Source organism: Achromobacter sp. Root170, from assembly GCF_001428165.1.
Classification (GTDB): domain Bacteria; phylum Pseudomonadota; class Gammaproteobacteria; order Burkholderiales; family Burkholderiaceae_B; genus Achromobacter; species Achromobacter mucicolens.
This window is the reverse complement of sequence record NZ_LMHN01000017.1, coordinates 128977-147975: the sequence shown is the minus strand read 5'-3', so window position 1 is coordinate 147975 and position 18999 is coordinate 128977. Positions and strand designations below refer to the sequence as shown.

The following is an 18999-nucleotide window of genomic DNA, read 5'->3' as shown; positions in this document are numbered from 1 at the left end:
GTCCGACCGGCCCGTGGCCATCACCACGTCGTCGCGCACGCCGTGCGCCACTTCCGGCAGGATTTCCGGCGTGGGGTTGGCCAGCGCCAGGATCAGCGGACGCGGCCCCATGGCGGCAACCATTTCCGGCTTGAGTACGCCGCCGGCCGACAGGCCCAGGAACACGTCCGCGCCGCCGATCACTTCGGCCAGCTTGCGGGCGTCGGTCTTTTGCGCAAAACGCGCCTTGTCCGGGTCCATCAGCGTGGTGCGGCCTTCATAGACCACGCCTTCGATGTCGGTCACCCAGATGTTTTCCAGCGGCAGGCCCAGGTCCACCATCAGGTCCAGGCACGCCAGCGCCGCGGCGCCTGCGCCGGACGTGACCACCTTGACCTGCTTGATGTCCTTGCCCACGACCTTCAGGCCGTTGATGAAGGCCGCCGACACGGTAATGGCGGTGCCGTGCTGGTCGTCGTGAAAAACCGGAATCTTCATGCGCTCGCGCAGCTTGCGCTCGACGGTGAAGCATTCGGGCGCCTTGATGTCTTCAAGGTTGATGCCGCCGAAGGTGGCTTCCAGGCCGGCAATGATCTCGACCAGCTTGTCCGGGTCGGTCTCGTTGATTTCGATGTCAAAGACATCCAGGCCGGCGAACTTCTTGAACAGCACGGCCTTGCCTTCCATGACGGGCTTGGAGGCCAGCGCGCCGATGTTGNTCGTTGATTTCGATGTCAAAGACATCCAGGCCGGCGAACTTCTTGAACAGCACGGCCTTGCCTTCCATGACGGGCTTGGAGGCCAGCGCGCCGATGTTGCCCAGGCCCAGCACCGCGGTGCCGTTGGTGATGACGCCCACCAGGTTGCCGCGCGCCGTGTAGCGGTACACGTTGGCCGGATCGGCCACGATTTCCTCGCAGGCCGCCGCCACGCCGGGCGAATACGCCAGCGCCAGGTCGCGCTGGTTGACGAGCGGCTTGGACGCCACGACAGAGATCTTTCCCGGGGTGGGGAACTCGTGATAGTCCAGGGCTGCCTGGCGGTCGGAGGGGTTGTTCATGGGCTGTGGCCTCGCTGTCTTGAATGAGCAAAATTCTAGGCGTTAAGACATAAGGCGATCATTCGGATTTAATATTGTTCCATTATGTTTTCCTAATGCCTTGTCTATGACAGCCTTCGACCCGGATGCCGTCTTCCGGAAACTGACCTCGCGCCTGAAGATGCGCCACCTGATGCTGCTGCTGCAAATCGAGCAGCACGGATCGCTGACCCGGGTGGCCGAACACATGGCGACCAGCCAGCCGGCCGTGACCAACGCACTGGCCGAACTGGAAAGCATGTTCGGCGTGCCGCTGTTCGACCGTTCCGTGCGGGGCATGACGCCCACGCCGATGGGCGCGGTGGTGCTGGCGCGCGCCCGCGGGCTGGTGCACGATCTGGGGCATCTGGTGCAGGAAATGGAAACGGTCGCGGCCGGGCACGCCGCCCACCTGCACATCGGCGTCATCCCCTTCGTGTCGGGCCAGATGCTGTCGGCGGCCATCGGCCGCACGCTGCCGCAGGGCCGGCAGCTCACGGCCACCATCCACGAAGGCCAGGGGCCGGCCCTGCTGCGCCAGCTGCGTGACCACACGTTGGACGTGGTGGTGGGCTGGGCCACGCCTTCGGTGGACCTGACCCATATCGGCTTCGAGGTCCTGTATCACCAGCAGCCGCGCCTGATCGCCAGCCGCCGGCTGGCCGCGCGTCTGGGCCGGTCGCGCCTGGAATGGAACCGGCTGGCCGACCTGGACTGGATCCTGGGCACGCCGGGCAGCCCGATCCGCGAGCAGGTGGCCGACATCTTTCTGCGGGCCGGCCTGGCGCCCCCGCCGCCGTCCGTGCAAAGCGACTCGTCCAAACTGATTGGCGAAATGATCGTGGCCAGCGACCGCGCCGTCACGATCCTGCCGGCCGACATCGCCGACGAACTGGTCCGCATCGCGGGCGCGGCCATCGTGCCGTACTCGTTCGATTGGACGCTGCCGCCGATCTCGCTTTTCACGCGGTCCGATGGCTTGCGGCGCAACGTTGAAGCCCTTTTCGCCGCCGCCTTGCGCGAGGTCTATCTGAAGGGCGCCCGCCCGCCGCTCTGATCGTCCACGGGCAGTTGGCCGTCGTATCATGGACGCCGGACTGACGCGTGCGGCCCCCGACCCCCGGCCCGGCCACGGCGCCGGTCCTCCCGGGAGGCCGTCGCAATGAAGCAGGCGCACACGCAGGCTCCGCAAACTCCTCGCCCCTGGCACCAGCTCTCTGTCGACGAGACGCTGGACGCGCAGGTGACCAGCCCGTCGGGCCTGACGCAGGACCAGATCCGGCGCAGGCAGGAAACCCACGGCCCGAATGCCCTGCCCCCGCCCGCCCGCCGCAGCGCCTGGCTGCGTTTTCTGGGCCACTTCAACGACGTGCTGATCTACATCCTGCTGGCCGCGGCCGTGGTGACGGCGCTGATGGCCCATTGGCTGGACACGATCGTCATCCTGGCCGTGGCCGTCATCAACGCGGTCATCGGCTACGTGCAGGAAAGCCGCGCCGAACGCTCGCTGGACGGCATCCGCAACATGCTGTCGAACCACGCCCGCGTGGTGCGCGACGGCCAGAAGGAAGAGATCGACGCCCGCGACCTGGTGCCGGGCGACATCGTGATCCTGCGGCCCGGCGACAAGATCCCGGCCGACGTGCGGCTCTTTGACACCCACAACTTCCGCGTCGAGGAATCGATGCTGACCGGCGAGTCCACCGTCGTCGAGAAGCACGATGCGCCGCTGCCCGGCGAGGCGCCGCTGGGCGACCGCCTGAATCTGGGCTTCTCGGGCACGAACGTCAGCGCGGGCAACGCGCGCGGCATTGTCGTGGCCACCGGCAGCGACACCGAGATCGGCCACATCAACCGGATGATGAGCAACGTGCGGACGCTGCAGACGCCGCTGCTGCGGCAGATGCAGCTGCTGGGCAAGCGCATCTTCCAGGTGGTGCTGGTGATGGTGGCGGCGCTGTTCGTGCTGGGCCGCTACGTGCTGGACATGCCCCTGCCCGACCTGCTTTTGTCGCTGATCAGCATCGCGGTGGCCTCGGTGCCCGAAGGGCTGCCGGCCATCATCTCGATCATCCTGTCGCTGGGCGTGCAGCGCATGGCGCGCAATCGCGCCATCATCCGCAAGCTGCCCACCGTGGAAACGCTGGGCGCGATGACGGTGATCTGCTCGGACAAGACCGGCACGCTGACCATGAACGAGATGACCGCCAAGAATGTGCTGCTGGCGCAGGGCGTCTATCGTGTGTCGGGCGACAACTACCGCCCGGTCGGCGAGGTCACCCGCGAGTCCGACGGCATGCCGGTGGACTGGAGCCAGGAGGACGCGCTGACGCGCTTCGTGCGCGCGGCGGCCATTTGCAACGACAGCCAGCTGCACGAAGACGCCGACGGGCAGTGGCGCATCGTGGGCGGCCCCACCGAAGGCGCGATGATGGTGCTGGCCGCCAAGGCGGGCCAGGGCCTGGATGGCGTGGCCAAGCATGGCAAGGTGCCATTCGACTCGGGCTACAAATACATGGCGCGCCGGTGCGACGACCACGGCCAGAACGTCATCTACGTCACTGGCGCGCCCGACGTGCTGTTTCAGCTGTGCGCGCAGGAACAGGGCGAAGACGGACCGCAGCCGTTGCGGCTGGACTACTGGGAAAGCGGGCTGCAGGCCTTTGCGCACGAGGGCCTGCGCACGTTGGCCGCCGCCTACAAGCCCAGCGCCGCCGGCGCCACGGCGCTGGACCATCCGGACTTCCAGACCGGCCTGATACTGCTGGGCGTGGCCGGCATCATGGATCCGCCCCGGCCCGAAGCCATCGAGGCCATCGCGCAGTGCAACCAGGCCGGCATCCGCGTGAAGATGATTACCGGAGACCATCCCGAAACCGCGCTGGCCATCGGGACGATGCTGGGCATGACGCACGTCAGCGAGGCGGTGACCGGCGCGCAGCTGGAGCAGACCAGCGACGAAGCGCTGGCTGCGCTGGCGCGCGACCACGACATCTTTGCCCGCACCAGTCCCGAGCACAAGCTGCGCCTGGTGCGCGCGTTGCAGGCGATGGGCGAAGTGGTCGGCATGACGGGCGACGGCGTCAACGACGCCCCCGCGCTCAAGCAGGCGGACGTGGGCGTGGCCATGGGCATCAAGGGCACCGAGGTCACCAAGGAAGCCGCCGACATGGTGCTGGCGGACGACAACTTCGCCTCGATTGCCTACGCGGTGCGCGAAGGGCGCCGCGTCTACGACAACCTGAGAAAGACGATCCTCTTCATCCTGCCGACCAATCTGGCGCAAGGGCTGCTCGTCATCGCGGCGCTGCTGGCGGGCGCGCAGGCGCCGCTGACGCCCCTGCAGATCCTGTGGATGAACATGGCCACCTCCATCACGCTGGCCTTTGGCCTGGCGTTCGAACCGGCCGAGCCCGGCGTGATGCAGCGCGCGCCGCGCGATCCGGCCAAGTCCATCCTGGACGCCTTCGCCATCTGGCGCATCGCCTTCGTGGGGCTGCTTTTCATGGCGTCGGCCTTCGTCATCGAAAAGAGCCTGATCGCCGCCGGCCGCGATCCGGACTTCATCCGCACGGTCATCCTGCAGACGCTGGTGACGGCGCAATGGACCTACCTGTTCAACTGCCGCCTGCAGGACCGCTTTCCGCTCACGCCCAGCATGTTCCGCAACAAGGCGCTTTGGCTGGTGACGATCATGCTGGGCGTGCTGCAAGGCGCGCTGATCTACCTGCCCGTGATGAACCGCGTCTTTGGCACCGTGCCGCTGCCGCCGGAGTACTGGACGCTGACGCTGGTGGCCGCCGGCATCCTGTTCTGCGTGGTCGAGGCCGAGAAGCTGGTGCTGCGCACGTGGCGGGCGCGGCGCGACCGTGTGGCGCTGGCGCAGCGTACGGCGGCGTGAAGCGTCCGGCGGGGTAAGGCGCCCGCCCACAAAAATGCCAACAAATGTAAAGCCCGCGGCCGCAAGGCTGTGTGCGCTCCTATACTTGCGCCCGCCAAGTTTCACGCAGGAGGGCACGCAGCGTGTTCACCATCTCGCCAATCCTTGCGAGCCGCCGCGCGCTTACCGTCGTGGGCATCGCCGCGCTGGCCGCGCTTTCCGGCTGCAGCTCGATGCTCGGCGAAGGCACGGGCGCCGCGGCAGGTATCGCCGGCACGGCCATCGCCAATAAAGTCACGGACAACGCCACCGTCGCCACCGGCATCGGCCTGGGCGTGCAGGCCGGCGCCAAGGCCGCGCTGGCCTATGCGCAGCGCCAGACCCGCGGCGAAGAACAGGACGCCATCGCCAAGGCCGCCGGCCCGCTCGCGGTGGGCAAGGTCGCCAGTTGGAACGTCAAGCACAAGCTGCCCATCGAAGACGACGCGCGGGGCCAGGTCACCGTCAGCCGGCTGATCGGCGGCGGCGATCTCCAATGCAAGGAGGTGGTGTTCTCGGTGGACACCCCCGCCGACAAGTCCGGCGCCGATCCCGAGCGCGAGTTCTATGTCACGACCGTCTGCCGCGACGGCGAACACTGGCGCTGGGCCAGCGCCGAACCGGCGACCGCCCGCTGGGGTTCGCTCCAGTGACGCGCGCGTTTGGGATGCTGGCGCTGGCCGCCAGCCTCGCGCTCGCGGGCTGCCAGAGTTCGTCCATCGGTCCGGCCACGGGTGCGGTGGTCGGCACGCTGAGCGGAGCGGCCACGGCCAATCCCGTCGCCGGCTTCGCCATCGGCGTTTCGGTGCAAGCCGCGGTCGACGCCACGGTGAAGTACGTATTGCGCGAGTGGAAGAACGACCAGCAGAACGTGATGGCCAACGCGGTGGGCGCGCTGCCCCTGGGCGAAGTCCGGCAATGGCAGGTCAAGCGAACGCTGCCAGTGGGCAACGAGCGCGGCAGCATCCAGGCGGTGCGCGATATCAAGACGCCGCTGGCGCATTGCCGCGAGGTGCTGTTCACGGTCGAGGTCGAAGGCGCCGCCCCGGCCTACGCCAGCACGATCTGCCAGCGCCCGGACGGCCAATGGAAGTGGGCCGCTGCCGAGCCCTCGGTGGCGCGCTGGAACGGGCTGCAATAGCCCGCTTGAATGGGCCAAACGCCGGGCGGCTGCTACCCCCGGCTGAAGGCCAGCGCGAACTCGTCGGAAAAGATGTCGGCCAGCGCGTGCCGCAGCGCCGCGGCGCGCTCGGCGCCGTAGGCGGCCTCGAAACGGTTCTGCGCGTCTTTCCACAGGCGGCGCGACTCGGCCAGCTTCGCGCGGCCGGTCTCGGTCAGTTCGACCCGGCGGCTGCGGCCGTCCAGCGGGTCGCGCATCATGCGCACGTAGCCGTCGCGCTGCAGGGGCTTGAGGTTGTGGGCCAGTGCGGACCGGTCCAGCACCATTGCGCGGGCCAGATCCGTCATCGAGGGCGAACCTGCGCGCGCGATGTGCACCAGGATCGAATGCTGCGACACCTTCAGCCCGCAGGGCGCCAGCACCGTGTCGTACAACTGGGACACGCGGCGCGTCGCCTTGCGCAGCGCCGCGCCGTTGCAGATGAGCGGATCCGGAGGAACGGCGGGGCCAGGGAGCGGGGCGTCGGACATGGCGAGCGGCGAAGGAAAGTGTGCGGGCAAGGACATAACGCTAACGCCGGGGCAGCGCCGCGTCCAGCGCGATATTGACAGATATTGGCATATGCACGTAAATTTTGCCGACCCCTTTCACCGGCCTGTCCCATGACCGCGACCGTTCCGCCTCGCCCCGCCAATGCGCGTTTGCAGGCCATGCTGCACGCCCCCATCGCGCCCACGCTTGCGCGGCTGGCGTGGCCCAACATCCTGATGATGCTGGCGCAGTCGTCCACCGGCCTGATCGAAACCTGGTTTCTCGCGCGGCTGGGTACGCCGGTGCTGGCGGGCGTGGCGCTGGTCGTGCCGGTCCTGATGCTAATGCAGAACATGTCGCAGGGCGCGATGGGCGGCGGCATATCCGCGGCGGTGGCGCGGGCGCTGGGCGGCGGCCGCCAGCAAGAGGCGGATCAGCTCGTGCTGCACGCGGTCGTGCTCAACGCCTTGCTGGGGGTCCTGTTCTGCGTGCTGCTGCTGGCCTTCGGTCCGGCGCTGTACCGGGCGCTGGGCGCCGAGGGCGCGGCCCTCGACGCGGCGCTGGCCTATTCCAACGTCATCTTCGGCGGCATCGTGCTGATGTGGCTGATGAATGCCTTCGCCAGCGCCATCCGCGGCACCGGCAACATGCTGGTGCCGGGCGCGGTCATCTGCGGCGGCGCGCTGCTGCTGATTCCCCTGTCGCCGTGCCTCATCTTCGGCTGGGGTCCCTTCCCCGCGCTGGGCGTGGCCGGCGGCGGCTGGGCGCTGGTGACCTACTACGCGGTGGGCACGCTCATCCTGGGCGCGTACTGCGCCAGCGGCCGCAACGCGGCGCGGCTCGTGGCCAGCCGGCTGCACGTGACGCTGATGCGCAACATCCTCAGCGTGGGTGCGCTGGCCACCATCAACCCGCTGCTGACCAACGCGCTGGTGGCCCTGACCGCCGCATTGGTGGGCGCCTACGCGGGCGAGGCGGCCGTCGCGGGTTATGGGGTGGCAGTCCGGCTTGAGTACCTGCTGATGCCGATTGCATTCGGCCTGGGCGCTCCCATGGTGGCGATGGTGGGATCCAATATCGGCGCCGGGCAGCCCGAGCGCGCCATGCGCATCGCCTTGACCGGCGGGGCGATGGCTTTCGTGCTGGCCGAGGCGATCGGGCTGGCCGCGGCGTGTTTTCCCGAGGCATGGCTGCGTCTCTTTGGCGCGCAGGATCACATGCTGCAGGCGGGCGCCGACTACTTGCGCACGGTGGGCCCGGTGTACGGGTTCTTTGCGCTCGGCTTTTCGCTGTACTTCGCGTCGCAGGGCGCGGGCCGGCTGAAGTGGCCGCTGACCGCGGGATTTCTGCGGCTGCTCATCGGCATCGGGGCGGGCGGCGTTGCGCTGCACCTGACCGGGTCGCTGACCGTATTCTTCGTGATTGCGGCCGTGGCAATGTGCGTCTACGGCCTGGTCATCCTGGCCGCCGTCGCGTCGGGGTCCTGGTTCGGCCCCGGGCACCTGCCGGGGCGACGGCTGTTCGCGCGGTGACGCCTGCCGGCGCATTTTCCGGCGCATTTGCCCGCACATTTTCCGGCGCATCGCGCAACGCATACGCCACCAGCTCGTCCGCGTAAGCAGGCAGATCGTCGCGCACGCACAGCACCAGGTCGCGCGCGGCCCAGGGATCGGCCAGGGCCACCCGGCTCACGCCGGCCGCGCGGCCATAGCGCAGGGCCGCTGCCCGCGGCACGATGGCCACGCCCACGCCCTGGCCCACCATCCGGCACACAGCGTCAAAGCTGCGCAGCCGCACGCGATAGGACAGGGGCCTGCCGCTGCGGCGCGCATGATGCGCAATGTGTTCCTGCAGCGCGCTGCCCTGCACCAGTCCCACGAAGTCATGCCCGGCCACGTCCTGCAGCAGCACCTGCGACTGCGCCGCCAGCGGATGGCCGCGCGGCACGATCAGCGTCAGTGGATCGTGCCGGAATATGCGCGTGCGCAAGCCATGCAGGTCGGCCGAGTCCGCCAGCACCCCGATGTCGCACGCGCCCGCCCGCAGCGCGTCGGCGATCTCGTGGCTGAGGCGCTCTTCCAGGTCGACGGAAATATGCGGGTGGTCCTTGAGGAACGCGCCGAGCACGGGCGGCAGGTATTCGCTGAGCGCCGTGGTGTTGCACAGCACGCGAACGTGCCCCTTCAGGCCAGCCCCGTAGTGGTCGAGTTCGCCACGCATGCGGTCGATCTGGCCCAGCACCAGCCGGGCATGGTGGACCAGCGTGCGCCCGGCGGGTGTGACCTGCACGCCGCGCGGCTCGCGCACCAGCAGCGGCACGCCCAGCGCGTCTTCCATGCCGCGGATGCGCTCGCTGGCCGAGGCCAGCGTCATGTGCGAACGCCCCGCGCCCGCCGTGATGGAGCCGGTTTCGTGCACATTCAGAAATAGGCGAAGGTCGGTCAGGTCGAAACGCATGGAAAAAAGCGTAGCACGCGAGCCTCAGGCGCATCCATAGGCTGGGTAAGCCAGATCCCGATAGGTGTAGCGGGGCGCGATCGGCAGAATGTGTTCACCCCCCTTCAGAACAGGCGAAACACATGAACCTCGCACCCTTGCGCACCCGCGCCGCGCGCTGGACGGGCGCCGCCGCGATCGCACTCGCGCTGCCGGCCTCAGGCGTGGCCGAATCGAACAACGGCCTTGGCGGCGCCATCACGCCCGCCCAACAATACGCGCTGGCGCTGGAAGCGCAGACCCAGGGCGATCATGCCGCGATGCTGGCGTGGCTGCGCGCCGCGGCGCGCGGGGACCACGCGCCCGCGCAACGGATGCTGGGCGTCGTCCTGATCGCCGGCCCGGCGTTATATGGTCCATCGCTGCCCGCCGATCTGTGCGAAGGACGCGCGTGGCTGCTGCGCGCCGCCCGCCAGAAGGAGGGCCCGTCGCAGGACGTGGCCTATGCCTTGTTCGGCCGCCCCAAGGATGCGCTGACCGCGCACTGCGAGCCCGCATGAATCTCTTGGATCCGGTTTTGCTGGCCGCCGTTGCCGCGGTGTTTGTCCTGGCGGGCGTGGTCAAGGGCGTGGTCGGCCTGGGCCTGCCCACGATTTCCATGGCGCTGTTGGCGCTGGTGATGGCGCCCGCGCAGGCGGCGGCGCTGCTCATCGTGCCGTCGCTCATCACCAACCTGTGGCAGGCGCGGCCGTGGGTCACGCTGCGGGCGGTGCTTGGCCGGATCGCGGGCATGCAGGCGGGCGTCTGCGCCGGGACGGTGGCGGGCGCGCTGTGGCTGGGTCCGCCTTCGGGCGAGTGGGCGGGCATCTGCCTGGGATTGGCGCTGGTGGCCTATGCCGGGTGGGGACTGTTTGGCGCGCCGCCCACGGTGCAGCCCCGTCTCGAACCCTGGCTGGGCATCGCCACCGGCGCCGTTACTGGCGTCATCACGGCGGCCACGGGCGTCTTCGTCATCCCCGCCGTGCCGTATCTGCAGGCGCTGAACCTGGACAAGAACGCGCTCATCCAGGCCATGGGAATTTCGTTCACAGTGTCGACCGTCGCGCTTGCCGCGGGGCTGTGGCTCAACGGCGGCTACACGGCAGGCGCGGCAAGCGCGTCCCTTCTGATGCTGCTGCCCGCGCTGGCCGGCATGGCCTTGGGGCAACGGCTGCGCAACCGGATGTCCGCACGCACCTTCAAGCTGTGCTTAATGGTCAGCCTGGCGCTGCTGGGCGCCTATCAGGCCGGACGCGGTCTGCTGGGCGTCTAGGCGGCCAGCCGTCTTGCGTCGGCAAAACCGATCGAGACCGACATCTCGCGCCAGCGCGCCAGCTCCTGCTGCACCGACTGGATCTTGCTGCGCGCCTGGTCGAAGGAATCGCGGCCCAGGAACAGATGCAGCGGCGCGTATTGCGCCTGCGCGGCATCGATCAGCGCTTGCGCCGCCTTGGCCGGATCGCCGCTCTGATCCCACCCCTGCGCGCCGCGCGCGGAAAGCTCTGGCGACACCTCGGATTCGCCTGTGCGCATCGCCCCGGGATAGACGAGCGAAACCCGGATGCCCAGCGGCGCGGCTTCGGCGGCCAAGGATTCGGTCAGCCCGCTGACGGCGAACTTGGCAGCGCTGTAGGCGCCCCATTCCGTCGTGCGCCCGTCGAAGCCCAGGATGGACGAAATGTTGAACACATGCCCGCCGCGCTGCGCGCGCAGGCGCGGCATCACGGCGCGGATGACGTTCAGCACCCCGAACACGTGGGTATCGAACGTGCCGCGCAACTGCGCGTCGGTCAACCTGTCGAGCGCGCCCTGCACCCCTTGCCCGGCGCCATTCACCACCACGTCGATGCCGCCGAACGCGGCGACGGCGGCATCGACGGCGCGGCGCGCCGCGCGCTCGTCGGCCAGGTTGACCGTCAGCGGCAGGAACCGCCCTTCGAGCTTGGCGCCCACCGCCTCCAGCAACGCATCGCCATCACCCGAGGTGGCGGCTACCTTGTGTCCCTGGTCCAGCAGCATTTTGACCAGGGTGATGCCCAGGCCCGCCGATACGTCCGTCACCAACCAGATTTTTTCGGTATTCATGCGATTCCCTTTCCTTGCTTGCGGCGGCCGGCAAGATGCCGTGCCGCCCGGCCGATGCCGCCGCGCTTGGCAAAACCACGGCCGGCGCGGCCCTGGACAGGATAGTAAGAATCGCCCGCGCGGGCGTACAGGCAGGATCTTGCGTGAAACCTGCCTATTTCTACGGCAATGCGATATGGCGGATAATCCGTCTGTTTGCCGCCGCCTTGCGCGGCGGATCATCACGGGGGCAACCGCCCCCGCTGCTTTCGGAGTCAGCTATGTATCGCGGCATTGAGGCGATCGAACACTTCATGGAATCCATTGGCCTGACCTGGCGGCCCGGCCAAGCCGAACGCGCCGAACTGCGCGTCAGCTACCGCATCGGCAACACCCGCCCGCTGGGCATCGACCGCACGCTGGTGGAATTCCACTGCGATGCGAAGCGCGCAAAGGTGTGGGTGCCGGAGTTCTCGCGCACCAGTTTTCACCAGTGGTTCGAAGTGCCCTACCAGGAATTCGAGTTCACGCCGGGCGGCTCCATGCTGAAGATCAAGGCCGCCGCCCGCGGCAACGCGCCGCCCTACAGCGTGGGCATCAAGCCGCTGGCCTGATCGCCCCGCCCCGAACGCCGGTCATAGCTGCTTGTACATGATCGTCGTTCCATCCACCTTGTCCGGGTCGAGCGGATCGCGCGCAAAGCCCGGAATCACCCCCACAGTCTGGTAGCCCAGCGACGCATATAGCGGCTCGGCCGAGTCGCCCGTGCGCGTGTCCAGCGTGAGCAGGCTGCGATGCAGCCGCCGCGCCATGTCCTCGACCTCGCCCATCAACCGCCGCGCAATGCCCTGGCGCCGGAAATCCGGATGCACCAACAGCTTGCGCACCTCGGCGCGGTGCGGCTGATTCGGCGGCGTATCCACATCCAGCTGCACGGAACCGGCCACCCGCCCGTCCACCCGCGCCACCCACAACTTGACCCCGCCGCTTTCCACGGCCGGCAGCACCTTGCTGCGCCAGAACGCCTGCGCGTCGTCATGGCTGTACGGCAGCACGAAGCTGACGCTGGCGCCGCCCTGCACGCACGCGTGCAGCAAGGTGGCAAGGTCGGACACGGCGGCCGCGGCGGCGTCGGCCGGCAGCAGGATCAATTCAAGATTTGAAGGGGACATGAGGGGCTCAGACGATGAAAAGCAGGTAGCGGGCGCCGCGATGCGGCGGGGTGACGAAAGCGCTGGCGCCGAATAACTGGTAGCGCAGGCAGTCGCCCGGCAGCAGGCGGTGCGCCTGCCCGTCCACCGTGACGGACAGCTCGCCGTCCAGCATCAGCAGGTGGTGTTCAAGACCGGGCCGGGGGGATTGCTCGTAATGGATGCGGGCATCGGCCGCCAATTCGCAGGCCAGCACCTCGCCGGCAAGGCGTTGCGAGGGTGGCGACACGGAACGGCGCGTGAAGCCCACGCTGTCGTCCACCCACACGGACTGCGCGGCTTCGGGCACGCAGGCGGCAAAGTCGTCCTCGACCATCAGCATGAGGCGCGACATGGTCATGCCATGGGCGGCGCACAGCTTGCCGAGCACGCTGGCGGTGGGACTGACCTCGCCATTCTCCAGCCGGGACAGCGTGGCGCGGCTGATGCCGGCCCGGCCGGCCAGATCGTCCAGGGACCAGCCGCGTTCCTGGCGCAGCGTTTTGAGCCGGGCGGCAAGACGAAGGTCCAGCCCGGCGTCGGCAGAAGCGTTTGTGTTTTCCATATTTGGGAATTTATCCCACATATGAAAAACCGTCGACTGCGTGGTTTCCCCAATGCGCGATTCGTTCGGCCGCCGGACACTACGGAGGACCCGCGCAGGATTCGGCACAATAGCGGTCATGCAACTGGGCAAACTCCTCTACATGACCATCCTTTGCGCGTTGACCTCCGGTTGTTCCCTTCCCTCGCTCGACAAGCGCAGCGTGTCGCAGGCGCTTCCCGAAGACCAGGCCCAGACCACGCCGCTGGGACAGGCGATTGCGCCGCTGGCCGCCGCGCATCCCGGCAAATCCGGCATCCATGCCCTTGCCAACCCCCTGGACGCGTTCGCCGCCCGCATCATGCTGGCGCGCGCGGCCGAGCGCAGCCTGGACGTGCAGTACTACATCTGGCACGACGACATGACGGGCATCATGCTGTTCGAGGCGCTGCACGAGGCCGCCGATCGCGGCGTGCGCGTGCGCCTGCTGCTGGACGACAACGGCACGGCAGGGCTCGACCGGACGCTGTCCGCCCTGGACGGGCATCCGAACATCGAAGTCCGCCTCTATAACCCGTTTGCGGTGCGCTGGCCAAAGCCGCTCGGCTACCTGACCGACTTCAACCGGTTGAACCGCCGGATGCACAACAAGTCGTTCACCGCCGACAACCAGGTGACCATCGTCGGCGGCCGCAACATCGGCGACGAATACTTTGGCGCCACCGACGGCGTCGTGTTCACGGACATGGACGTGCTGGCCATTGGGGAAACGGTCAGCGACGTGTCGGCCGATTTCGACCGCTACTGGTGCAGCGATTCCGCTTATCCCGTGGAAGGCCTGGTCAAGAAGGCGGCCTCCAACGAACTGGAGGAACTGGAAGCCGATGCCGCCACGGTCGAGCGATCGCCGCAGGCCGCGGCCTATGCCCAGGCCATGCGCGACCTGCCGTTCATCCGCCAGTTGCTCAGGGGCGAACTGCCCCTGGAATGGTCGAAGACACGCATGGTCAGTGACGATCCCCGCAAGACGCTGGGCACCGCGCCGCCCGAGGCGATGCTGCCGCACCAGCTGCACGACATCGTGGGCGTGCCGGCCAAGGATCTGCTGCTGGTGTCGCCCTACTTCGTGCCCACCGCCGCCGGCACGCGCGCGTTCGCCAAGATGGCGCGCAACGGCGTCAGGGTGCGGGTGCTGACCAACGCCCTGGAAGCGACCGACGTGGCGGTGGTGCATTCCGGCTACGCCAAGCGCCGCAAGGATCTGCTGGCCGCCGGCGTCGAGATCTACGAAATGAAGCGCGCGTCGCACGGCGTCGAGCGCAACCGAAGCATGGGCCCCTTCGGCAGTTCGGGCTCCAGCCTGCACGCCAAGACCTTCGCCGTGGACGGTGAACGCGTCTTCGTGGGTTCGTTCAATTTCGACCCGCGTTCGGCGCGGCTGAACACCGAGCTGGGCTTTGTGATCGACAGCCCCGCATTGGCCCGCGGCATCGAGAACGCATTCGACAAGGAGCTGCCCCGCACCGCCTACCGCGTCCGGCTGGACGACATGGGCAAGCTCTATTGGCTGGAGGAACGCGACGGCCAGTCGGTGCGGCACGACCGCGAGCCGGGCGCCACCCTGCTGCAACGCGCGACCGTGTGGGTTGCATCGAAGCTGCCGCTGGAACCGCTGCTCTAGGCGGCCGCAACAAGCGGAGTGGCCGGCGCACGCGCAAGGCGTAGACTGGACGCAGCGATATTCCTTTTTTTGCCGATCATGACCCTGACGCCCGCCGACGCCTTGCTCGCGCAGCAAGACTGGACCCGCGCCGCCGCAGACCTCGACGCGCACGGTAATGCCATCCTGCCCGCCCTGCTGACGCCCGCGCAATGCAATGTGCTGTCCAATGCGTACGACCAGGACGACCGCTACCGCAGCCGCGTCGTGATGGCGCGCCACGGATTCGGACGCGGCGAATACAAGTATTTCCGCTACCCCTTGCCCGGCCCGATTGCCCGGCTGCGCGGCGCGCTGTATGCCCGGCTGGCGCCCATCGCCAACCGCTGGAACCGCCAGATGGGCATCAACGTGCAGTACCCGGCAGACCACGCCGTCTTTCTGGCGCGTTGCCACGCGGCCGGACAGCGCCGGCCGACGCCGCTGATCCTGCGGTACGGGCCGGGCGACTACAACTGCCTGCATCAGGACCTGTACGGCGAACACGTCTTTCCGTTGCAGGTCGCGCTCTTGCTGTCGGCGCCCGGCGTGGACTTCACCGGCGGAGAATTCGTCATGACCGAGGCCAGCAGCCGCGAGCAGCGCGCCGACGTGCTGCCCTTGCAGCAAGGCGATGCGCTGATCTTCACGGTGAACCAGCGCCCCGTCGCAGGCGTGCGCGGCTGGCGCAAGGCGGCCATGCGCCACGGCGTGAGCGAACTGCGCGCGGGCCGGCGCCACACACTGGGCATCATCTTTCACGACGCGGTGTGACATGACCTCGACCCTGGACCTCTTCGGCGGCGACGATCCCGCCCAGCACGGCCGCGTGGCGCTCGGTGCGCAATCGGTGGTGCTGCGCGGGTTTGCGCTACCCGCCGTGGACGCGCTGCTGGCCGGCGTGGACGACGTGATCGCGCAGGCCCCGTTCCGCCACATGGAGACGCCCGGCGGCTACACGATGTCGGTGGCGCTGACCAATTGCGGCGAGCTGGGTTGGACGACGGATGCCCGCGGTTACCGCTATAGCCGCATCGACCCCGTGTCCGGCCAACCCTGGCCGCCGATGCCGCAGGCCTTCAGGCAGCTGGCCAAGGACGCGGCGCGGGAAGCCGGCTTTGCGGACTTCGCGCCGGATGCGTGCCTGGTCAACCGTTACGCGCCCGGCTCGCGGCTGTCGCTGCATCAGGACCGCAATGAACGCGATTACGGCGCGCCGATTGTCTCCGTGTCGCTCGGCATGCCGGCGATGTTTCTGTTCGGCGGCGACGACCGCGCGGACCGGGCCGCGCGGGTGCCGCTGTTTCATGGCGACGTCGTCGTGTGGGGCGGCGTGGACCGCCTGCGGTTTCACGGCGTGATGCCGCTGAAAGACCTGCCGCATCCGCGGCTGGGCAGCCAGCGCATCAACTTCACGATCCGCAAGGCGGGTTAGGCGCGCGGCGGCCATGACGTGGCCGCACGCCGTGCTGCGACTTGGCAGGATGCTCATGCTGGCCGTCCGATGCCTGCAACATGAGGGTTCACCATGTCTGGCGGCGGCCGCGCGGCGGCCCTACTATGGCGCACCCTCTGGCCCAACCCGTCGGACACCCATGCGTACCCGCACCGCCATCGCCCTCTTCTGCACCCTGACCTGCGCGCCCGTCCTGGCGGCCACGCCGCCCGACATCATCGAGAACTCGCTGGGCATGACGTTCGTGCGCGTGCCGGCGGGCACGTTCCAGATGGGCAGCGACGAAGACCCCCGCACGCTGGCCGCCGCCTATCCGCAATATCCGCCGGAGCGCCACGCCCAGCTCTTTGACGAAGCGCCGGTGCACACCGTCCGCATCACGCGGCCGTTCTACCTGGAACGCACCGAAGTCACGGTGGGCCAGTTCCGCCGGTTCATCGAAGCGTCCGGCTACGTGCCGGAGTCCGAGGCCGACGGCACGGGCGGCTACGGCTACAACGCCGCCTACGACCCGGAAACGTCTGCCTCGGGCGACGCCTTCGAAGGCCGCGACCGCCGGTATTCGTGGCGCAACCCCGGTTTCGCGCAGGGCGACGATCACCCGGTCGTGAACATCAGCTGGAACGACGCCACCGCGCTGGCGCAGTGGCTGACGAAGACGGAGGGCCGCGTGTACCGCCTGCCCACCGAAGCCGAATGGGAATACGCCTGCCGCGCCGGCACGCGCACCCGCTACCAGAACGGCGACGACCCGGCCGCGATGCCGGACGTGGGCAACGGCTTCGATGCCGACGCCAGCCCGCTGTGGCCGAAATGGCAGGCCTTCGCCTCGCCACGCCACGACGGCAACACCTTCACCGCGCCCGTCGCCAGCTACGCGCCCAATGCATTCGGCCTGTACGACATGCACGGCAACGCTTGGGAATGGGTGGCGGACTGGTACGGCGAGGACTACTACGCCAAGTCCCCCACGGACGACCCGCAGGGTCCGGACACCGGCAACGTGCGCGTGCGGCGCGGCGGCTCCTGGCACACCTGGGCGCTGTACACGCGCGCGTCGTACCGCAACTGGAACACGCAGGAAACGCGCTATCCGCTGGTCGGCGTGCGCCTCGTGCGCGAAGCCCACGCCGCCGACTGAAGAAAAAGACTGCCTGGTGGGTTAGCATGGCCGCACGATCCATTTGAAGAGAATCCTCACATGCACACGCTGGGCCGTCTCGTCCTGCTTGTAAACGACTACGACACCGCCATCGCCTTCTACCGGGACAAGCTCGGGATGGAGGTGTCTGTCGACATGCCTGTCGGCCAGCAGCGCTATGTGCACCTGCGCCTGCACGATCAGCCTTCGGTGGGCGTGTGGCTGCTGCAAGCCCAGACGCAGGCGCAGCGCGATCGCGTGGGCGACCAGACCGGCGGCCAGCCGGTCGGCGTGTTCTACACGGACGACGTGCTGCGCGATCACGCCCACTTTGCGGCCAAGGGCGTGCGCTTTACCCGCGAGCCCGTGCACGAGGAAACCGCCGCCTACGCGCACTTCATCGACCTGTACGGCAACGAGTTCGTGCTGGTGCAGTTGAAGCAGCCGGCCTGAACCATCTGACGCGCCGCCACGTGCAAGCCTACGGCATGGCGCCCGACCGCTGGCGGCGGATGCTGTACGCCTGACGGGCGGCGCCGGGGCGGGCCCGGCAAACTTGCTCGATCGTACAAGACGCGTTGAGCGGCATGGCCGTATCGTGGGGCTTTCCCATCCCGAGGCAACGCCATGTCCGCTCCCGCCCCCATCAATCTGGCCGCCAAGCTGGCCCTCATCCACGACCACTGGATGCCCAAGGTCATCGCCGAGATGAACGACTACCAGTTCAAGCTCGTCAAGCTGAAGGGCGACTTCGTCTGGCACGCGCACGCGGACACGGACGAGACATTCATCGTCATCGCCGGCCGGCTGCGGATCGCGCTGCGGGACGGCGAGATCGACCTGGGCCCTGGCGAAATGACGGTGATTCCCAAGGGCGTCGAGCACAAGCCCTGTGCGCTGGAGGAAACGCAAGTCATGCTGATCGAGCCGCGCGGCGTGGCCAACACGGGCGACGCGGGCGAGGAGCGCCGCGCGCCCAACGACGTATGGATCTGAGCGTCAGGCTTTGCTAACGTGATGCCCCAACAGGAGGAAACCATGTCCAAAGTCATGCTGGTCACCGGCGGCAGCCGCGGCATCGGCGCCGCCATCGCCAAACTGGCGGCCCGCCGCGGCTACGCCGTCGGCGTCAACTACCATGCCAATGCCAATGCCGCGCAAGCCGTGGTGGACGAGATCGCACGCGGCGGCGGCAAGGCGGTTGCCATCCAGGCAGACGTGGCCGACGAGGATCAGGTGGTACGCATGTTCCGCACGCTGGACGAGCGCCTGGGCCGCATCGACGCGTTGGTCAACAACGCCGGCATCCTGGAAAAGCAGATGCGCGTCGAAGACATGGACGCCGCCCGGCTGCACCGGGTGCTGTCCACCAACGTGGTCGGGGCATTCCTGTGCGCGCGCGAAGCGGTGCGGCGGATGTCGCCGCGCCACGGCGGCCAGGGCGGCGCCATCGTCAACGTGTCCTCGGCCGCGGCCCGTCTGGGATCGCCCAACGAATACGTGGATTACGCCGCGTCCAAGGGCGCGATGGATACGCTGACCATTGGCCTGTCCAAGGAAGTTGCGCCCGAAGGCATCCGTGTGAATGGCGTGCGCCCGGGCACGATCTACACCGAGATGCACGCCAGCGGCGGCGAACCGGGCCGCGTGGACCGCTTGAAAAGCGTCATTCCGCTGCGCCGCGGCGGCACGGTGGAAGAAGTGGCCGGGGCGGTAATGTGGCTGTTTTCGGACGAGGCCGGCTATACCAGCGGATCGTTCATCGAGGTATCGGGCGGCAGCTAACGCGCGGCCCGGCAAGCT

21 protein-coding genes and 1 pseudogene are annotated in these 18999 nt (G+C 68.3%); 15 read left to right on the top strand and 7 right to left on the bottom strand.

The annotated features are described in order from the left end of the window. Both ASD87_RS27395 and ASD87_RS27665 read right to left on the bottom strand, forming a co-directional pair. Positions 1–666, bottom strand: a 666-nt coding sequence (locus ASD87_RS27395; RefSeq protein WP_369818589.1) for a malic enzyme-like NAD(P)-binding protein, incomplete at its 3' end; no start/stop codon positions are given. A 32-nt stretch (positions 667–698) separates the two neighbouring features. Continuing rightward, a pseudogene (locus ASD87_RS27665) lies at positions 699–1039 on the bottom strand (NADP-dependent malic enzyme); the annotation flags it as partial. Between the two features lie 106 nt (positions 1040–1145). Here ASD87_RS27665 and ASD87_RS21415 point away from each other — a divergent pair. From ASD87_RS21415 to ASD87_RS21400, 4 genes are all read left to right on the top strand, one after another. Continuing rightward, positions 1146–2114, top strand: coding sequence for a LysR substrate-binding domain-containing protein (locus ASD87_RS21415; RefSeq protein ID WP_056326315.1), 969 nt, complete (start codon positions 1146–1148; stop codon positions 2112–2114). 105 nt (positions 2115–2219) lie between these two features. Continuing rightward, entirely contained in the window at positions 2220–4958 is a 2739-nt protein-coding gene (locus tag ASD87_RS21410; RefSeq protein WP_056326313.1) for a cation-transporting P-type ATPase, read from the top strand. A gap of 122 nt (positions 4959–5080) precedes the next feature. Continuing rightward, positions 5081–5629 carry a hypothetical protein gene (locus ASD87_RS21405; RefSeq protein ID WP_056326310.1) on the top strand — a complete coding sequence of 183 codons (549 nt, stop codon included), beginning with the start codon at positions 5081–5083 and terminating at the stop codon, positions 5627–5629. Beyond that, positions 5626–6117: a hypothetical protein gene (locus ASD87_RS21400; RefSeq protein ID WP_056326306.1), complete on the top strand. Its 492-nt coding sequence runs from the start codon at positions 5626–5628 to the stop codon at positions 6115–6117. Before ASD87_RS21405 ends, ASD87_RS21400 begins: the two co-directional genes overlap by 4 nt. A gap of 32 nt (positions 6118–6149) precedes the next feature. On the opposite strand, the gene ASD87_RS21395 is transcribed toward ASD87_RS21400, so the two are convergent. Continuing rightward, positions 6150–6626, bottom strand: a complete 477-nt coding sequence (locus ASD87_RS21395; RefSeq protein ID WP_056326992.1) for a MarR family winged helix-turn-helix transcriptional regulator — start codon at positions 6624–6626, stop codon at positions 6150–6152. A 132-nt stretch (positions 6627–6758) separates the two neighbouring features. Here ASD87_RS21395 and ASD87_RS21390 point away from each other — a divergent pair, with 132 nt between their 5' ends. Continuing rightward, on the top strand, positions 6759–8159 hold the full coding sequence (locus ASD87_RS21390; RefSeq protein ID WP_056326303.1) for an MATE family efflux transporter: 1401 nt from the start codon (positions 6759–6761) through the stop codon (positions 8157–8159). Here the strand turns inward: ASD87_RS21390 and ASD87_RS21385 are convergent. Then, complete coding sequence (locus ASD87_RS21385) at positions 8083–9084, bottom strand: LysR family transcriptional regulator (protein WP_056326301.1); 1002 nt, start codon at positions 9082–9084, stop codon at positions 8083–8085. The genes ASD87_RS21390 and ASD87_RS21385 overlap by 77 nt on opposite strands. A gap of 122 nt (positions 9085–9206) precedes the next feature. On the opposite strand from ASD87_RS21385, the gene ASD87_RS21380 reads away from it, so the two are divergent. Together ASD87_RS21380 and ASD87_RS21375 are read left to right on the top strand one after the other, a co-directional pair. Next, positions 9207–9623, top strand: a complete 417-nt coding sequence (locus ASD87_RS21380) for a hypothetical protein (protein WP_056326299.1) — start codon at positions 9207–9209, stop codon at positions 9621–9623. Beyond that, positions 9620–10375 carry a sulfite exporter TauE/SafE family protein gene (locus ASD87_RS21375; protein ID WP_056326296.1) on the top strand — a complete coding sequence of 252 codons (756 nt, stop codon included), beginning with the start codon at positions 9620–9622 and terminating at the stop codon, positions 10373–10375. The genes ASD87_RS21380 and ASD87_RS21375 overlap by 4 nt, the downstream gene beginning before the upstream one ends. Here ASD87_RS21375 and ASD87_RS21370 read toward each other — a convergent pair. Beyond that, complete coding sequence (locus tag ASD87_RS21370) at positions 10372–11187, bottom strand: SDR family NAD(P)-dependent oxidoreductase (protein ID WP_056326294.1); 816 nt, start codon at positions 11185–11187, stop codon at positions 10372–10374. The genes ASD87_RS21375 and ASD87_RS21370 overlap by 4 nt on opposite strands. 260 nt (positions 11188–11447) lie before the next feature. Between ASD87_RS21370 and ASD87_RS21365 the strand changes: the two genes are divergently transcribed. After that, positions 11448–11780, top strand: coding sequence for a hypothetical protein (locus tag ASD87_RS21365; RefSeq protein WP_056326291.1), 333 nt, complete (start codon positions 11448–11450; stop codon positions 11778–11780). 21 nt (positions 11781–11801) lie between these two features. On the opposite strand, the gene ASD87_RS21360 is transcribed toward ASD87_RS21365, so the two are convergent. Then, the gene (locus ASD87_RS21360) at positions 11802–12338 is read right to left on the bottom strand and encodes a GNAT family N-acetyltransferase (RefSeq protein ID WP_056326289.1); all 537 of its coding nucleotides are present in this window, start codon (positions 12336–12338) and stop codon (positions 11802–11804) included. A gap of 7 nt (positions 12339–12345) precedes the next feature. Continuing rightward, positions 12346–12921 carry a helix-turn-helix domain-containing protein gene (locus ASD87_RS21355; RefSeq protein ID WP_056326288.1) on the bottom strand — a complete coding sequence of 192 codons (576 nt, stop codon included), beginning with the start codon at positions 12919–12921 and terminating at the stop codon, positions 12346–12348. 118 nt (positions 12922–13039) lie between these two features. Here ASD87_RS21355 and ASD87_RS21350 point away from each other — a divergent pair, with 118 nt between their 5' ends. The 7 genes from ASD87_RS21350 to ASD87_RS21320 all read left to right on the top strand — a co-directional run bounded on the left by ASD87_RS21350 (position 13040) and on the right by ASD87_RS21320 (position 18981). Then, positions 13040–14581, top strand: a complete 1542-nt coding sequence (locus ASD87_RS21350) for a phospholipase D family protein (protein WP_156403486.1) — start codon at positions 13040–13042, stop codon at positions 14579–14581. Positions 14582–14659: 78 nt separating this feature from the next. Next, complete coding sequence (locus ASD87_RS21345; RefSeq protein ID WP_056326988.1) at positions 14660–15373, top strand: 2OG-Fe(II) oxygenase; 714 nt, start codon at positions 14660–14662, stop codon at positions 15371–15373. Position 15374: 1 nt separating this feature from the next. Further along, a complete protein-coding gene (gene alkB / locus ASD87_RS21340) occupies positions 15375–16034 on the top strand; it encodes a DNA oxidative demethylase AlkB (RefSeq protein WP_056326285.1) in 660 nt (219 codons plus the stop codon). Positions 16035–16194: 160 nt separating this feature from the next. Then, the gene (locus ASD87_RS21335) at positions 16195–17196 is read left to right on the top strand and encodes a formylglycine-generating enzyme family protein (RefSeq protein WP_082586390.1); all 1002 of its coding nucleotides are present in this window, start codon (positions 16195–16197) and stop codon (positions 17194–17196) included. Positions 17197–17256: 60 nt separating this feature from the next. Next, complete coding sequence (locus tag ASD87_RS21330) at positions 17257–17649, top strand: VOC family protein (RefSeq protein WP_056326283.1); 393 nt, start codon at positions 17257–17259, stop codon at positions 17647–17649. 174 nt (positions 17650–17823) lie between these two features. Further along, positions 17824–18192: a cupin domain-containing protein gene (locus ASD87_RS21325; protein WP_056326280.1), complete on the top strand. Its 369-nt coding sequence runs from the start codon at positions 17824–17826 to the stop codon at positions 18190–18192. A gap of 42 nt (positions 18193–18234) precedes the next feature. Further along, positions 18235–18981: an SDR family oxidoreductase gene (locus ASD87_RS21320; protein WP_056326277.1), complete on the top strand. Its 747-nt coding sequence runs from the start codon at positions 18235–18237 to the stop codon at positions 18979–18981. Positions 18982–18999: the final 18 nt, after the last annotated feature.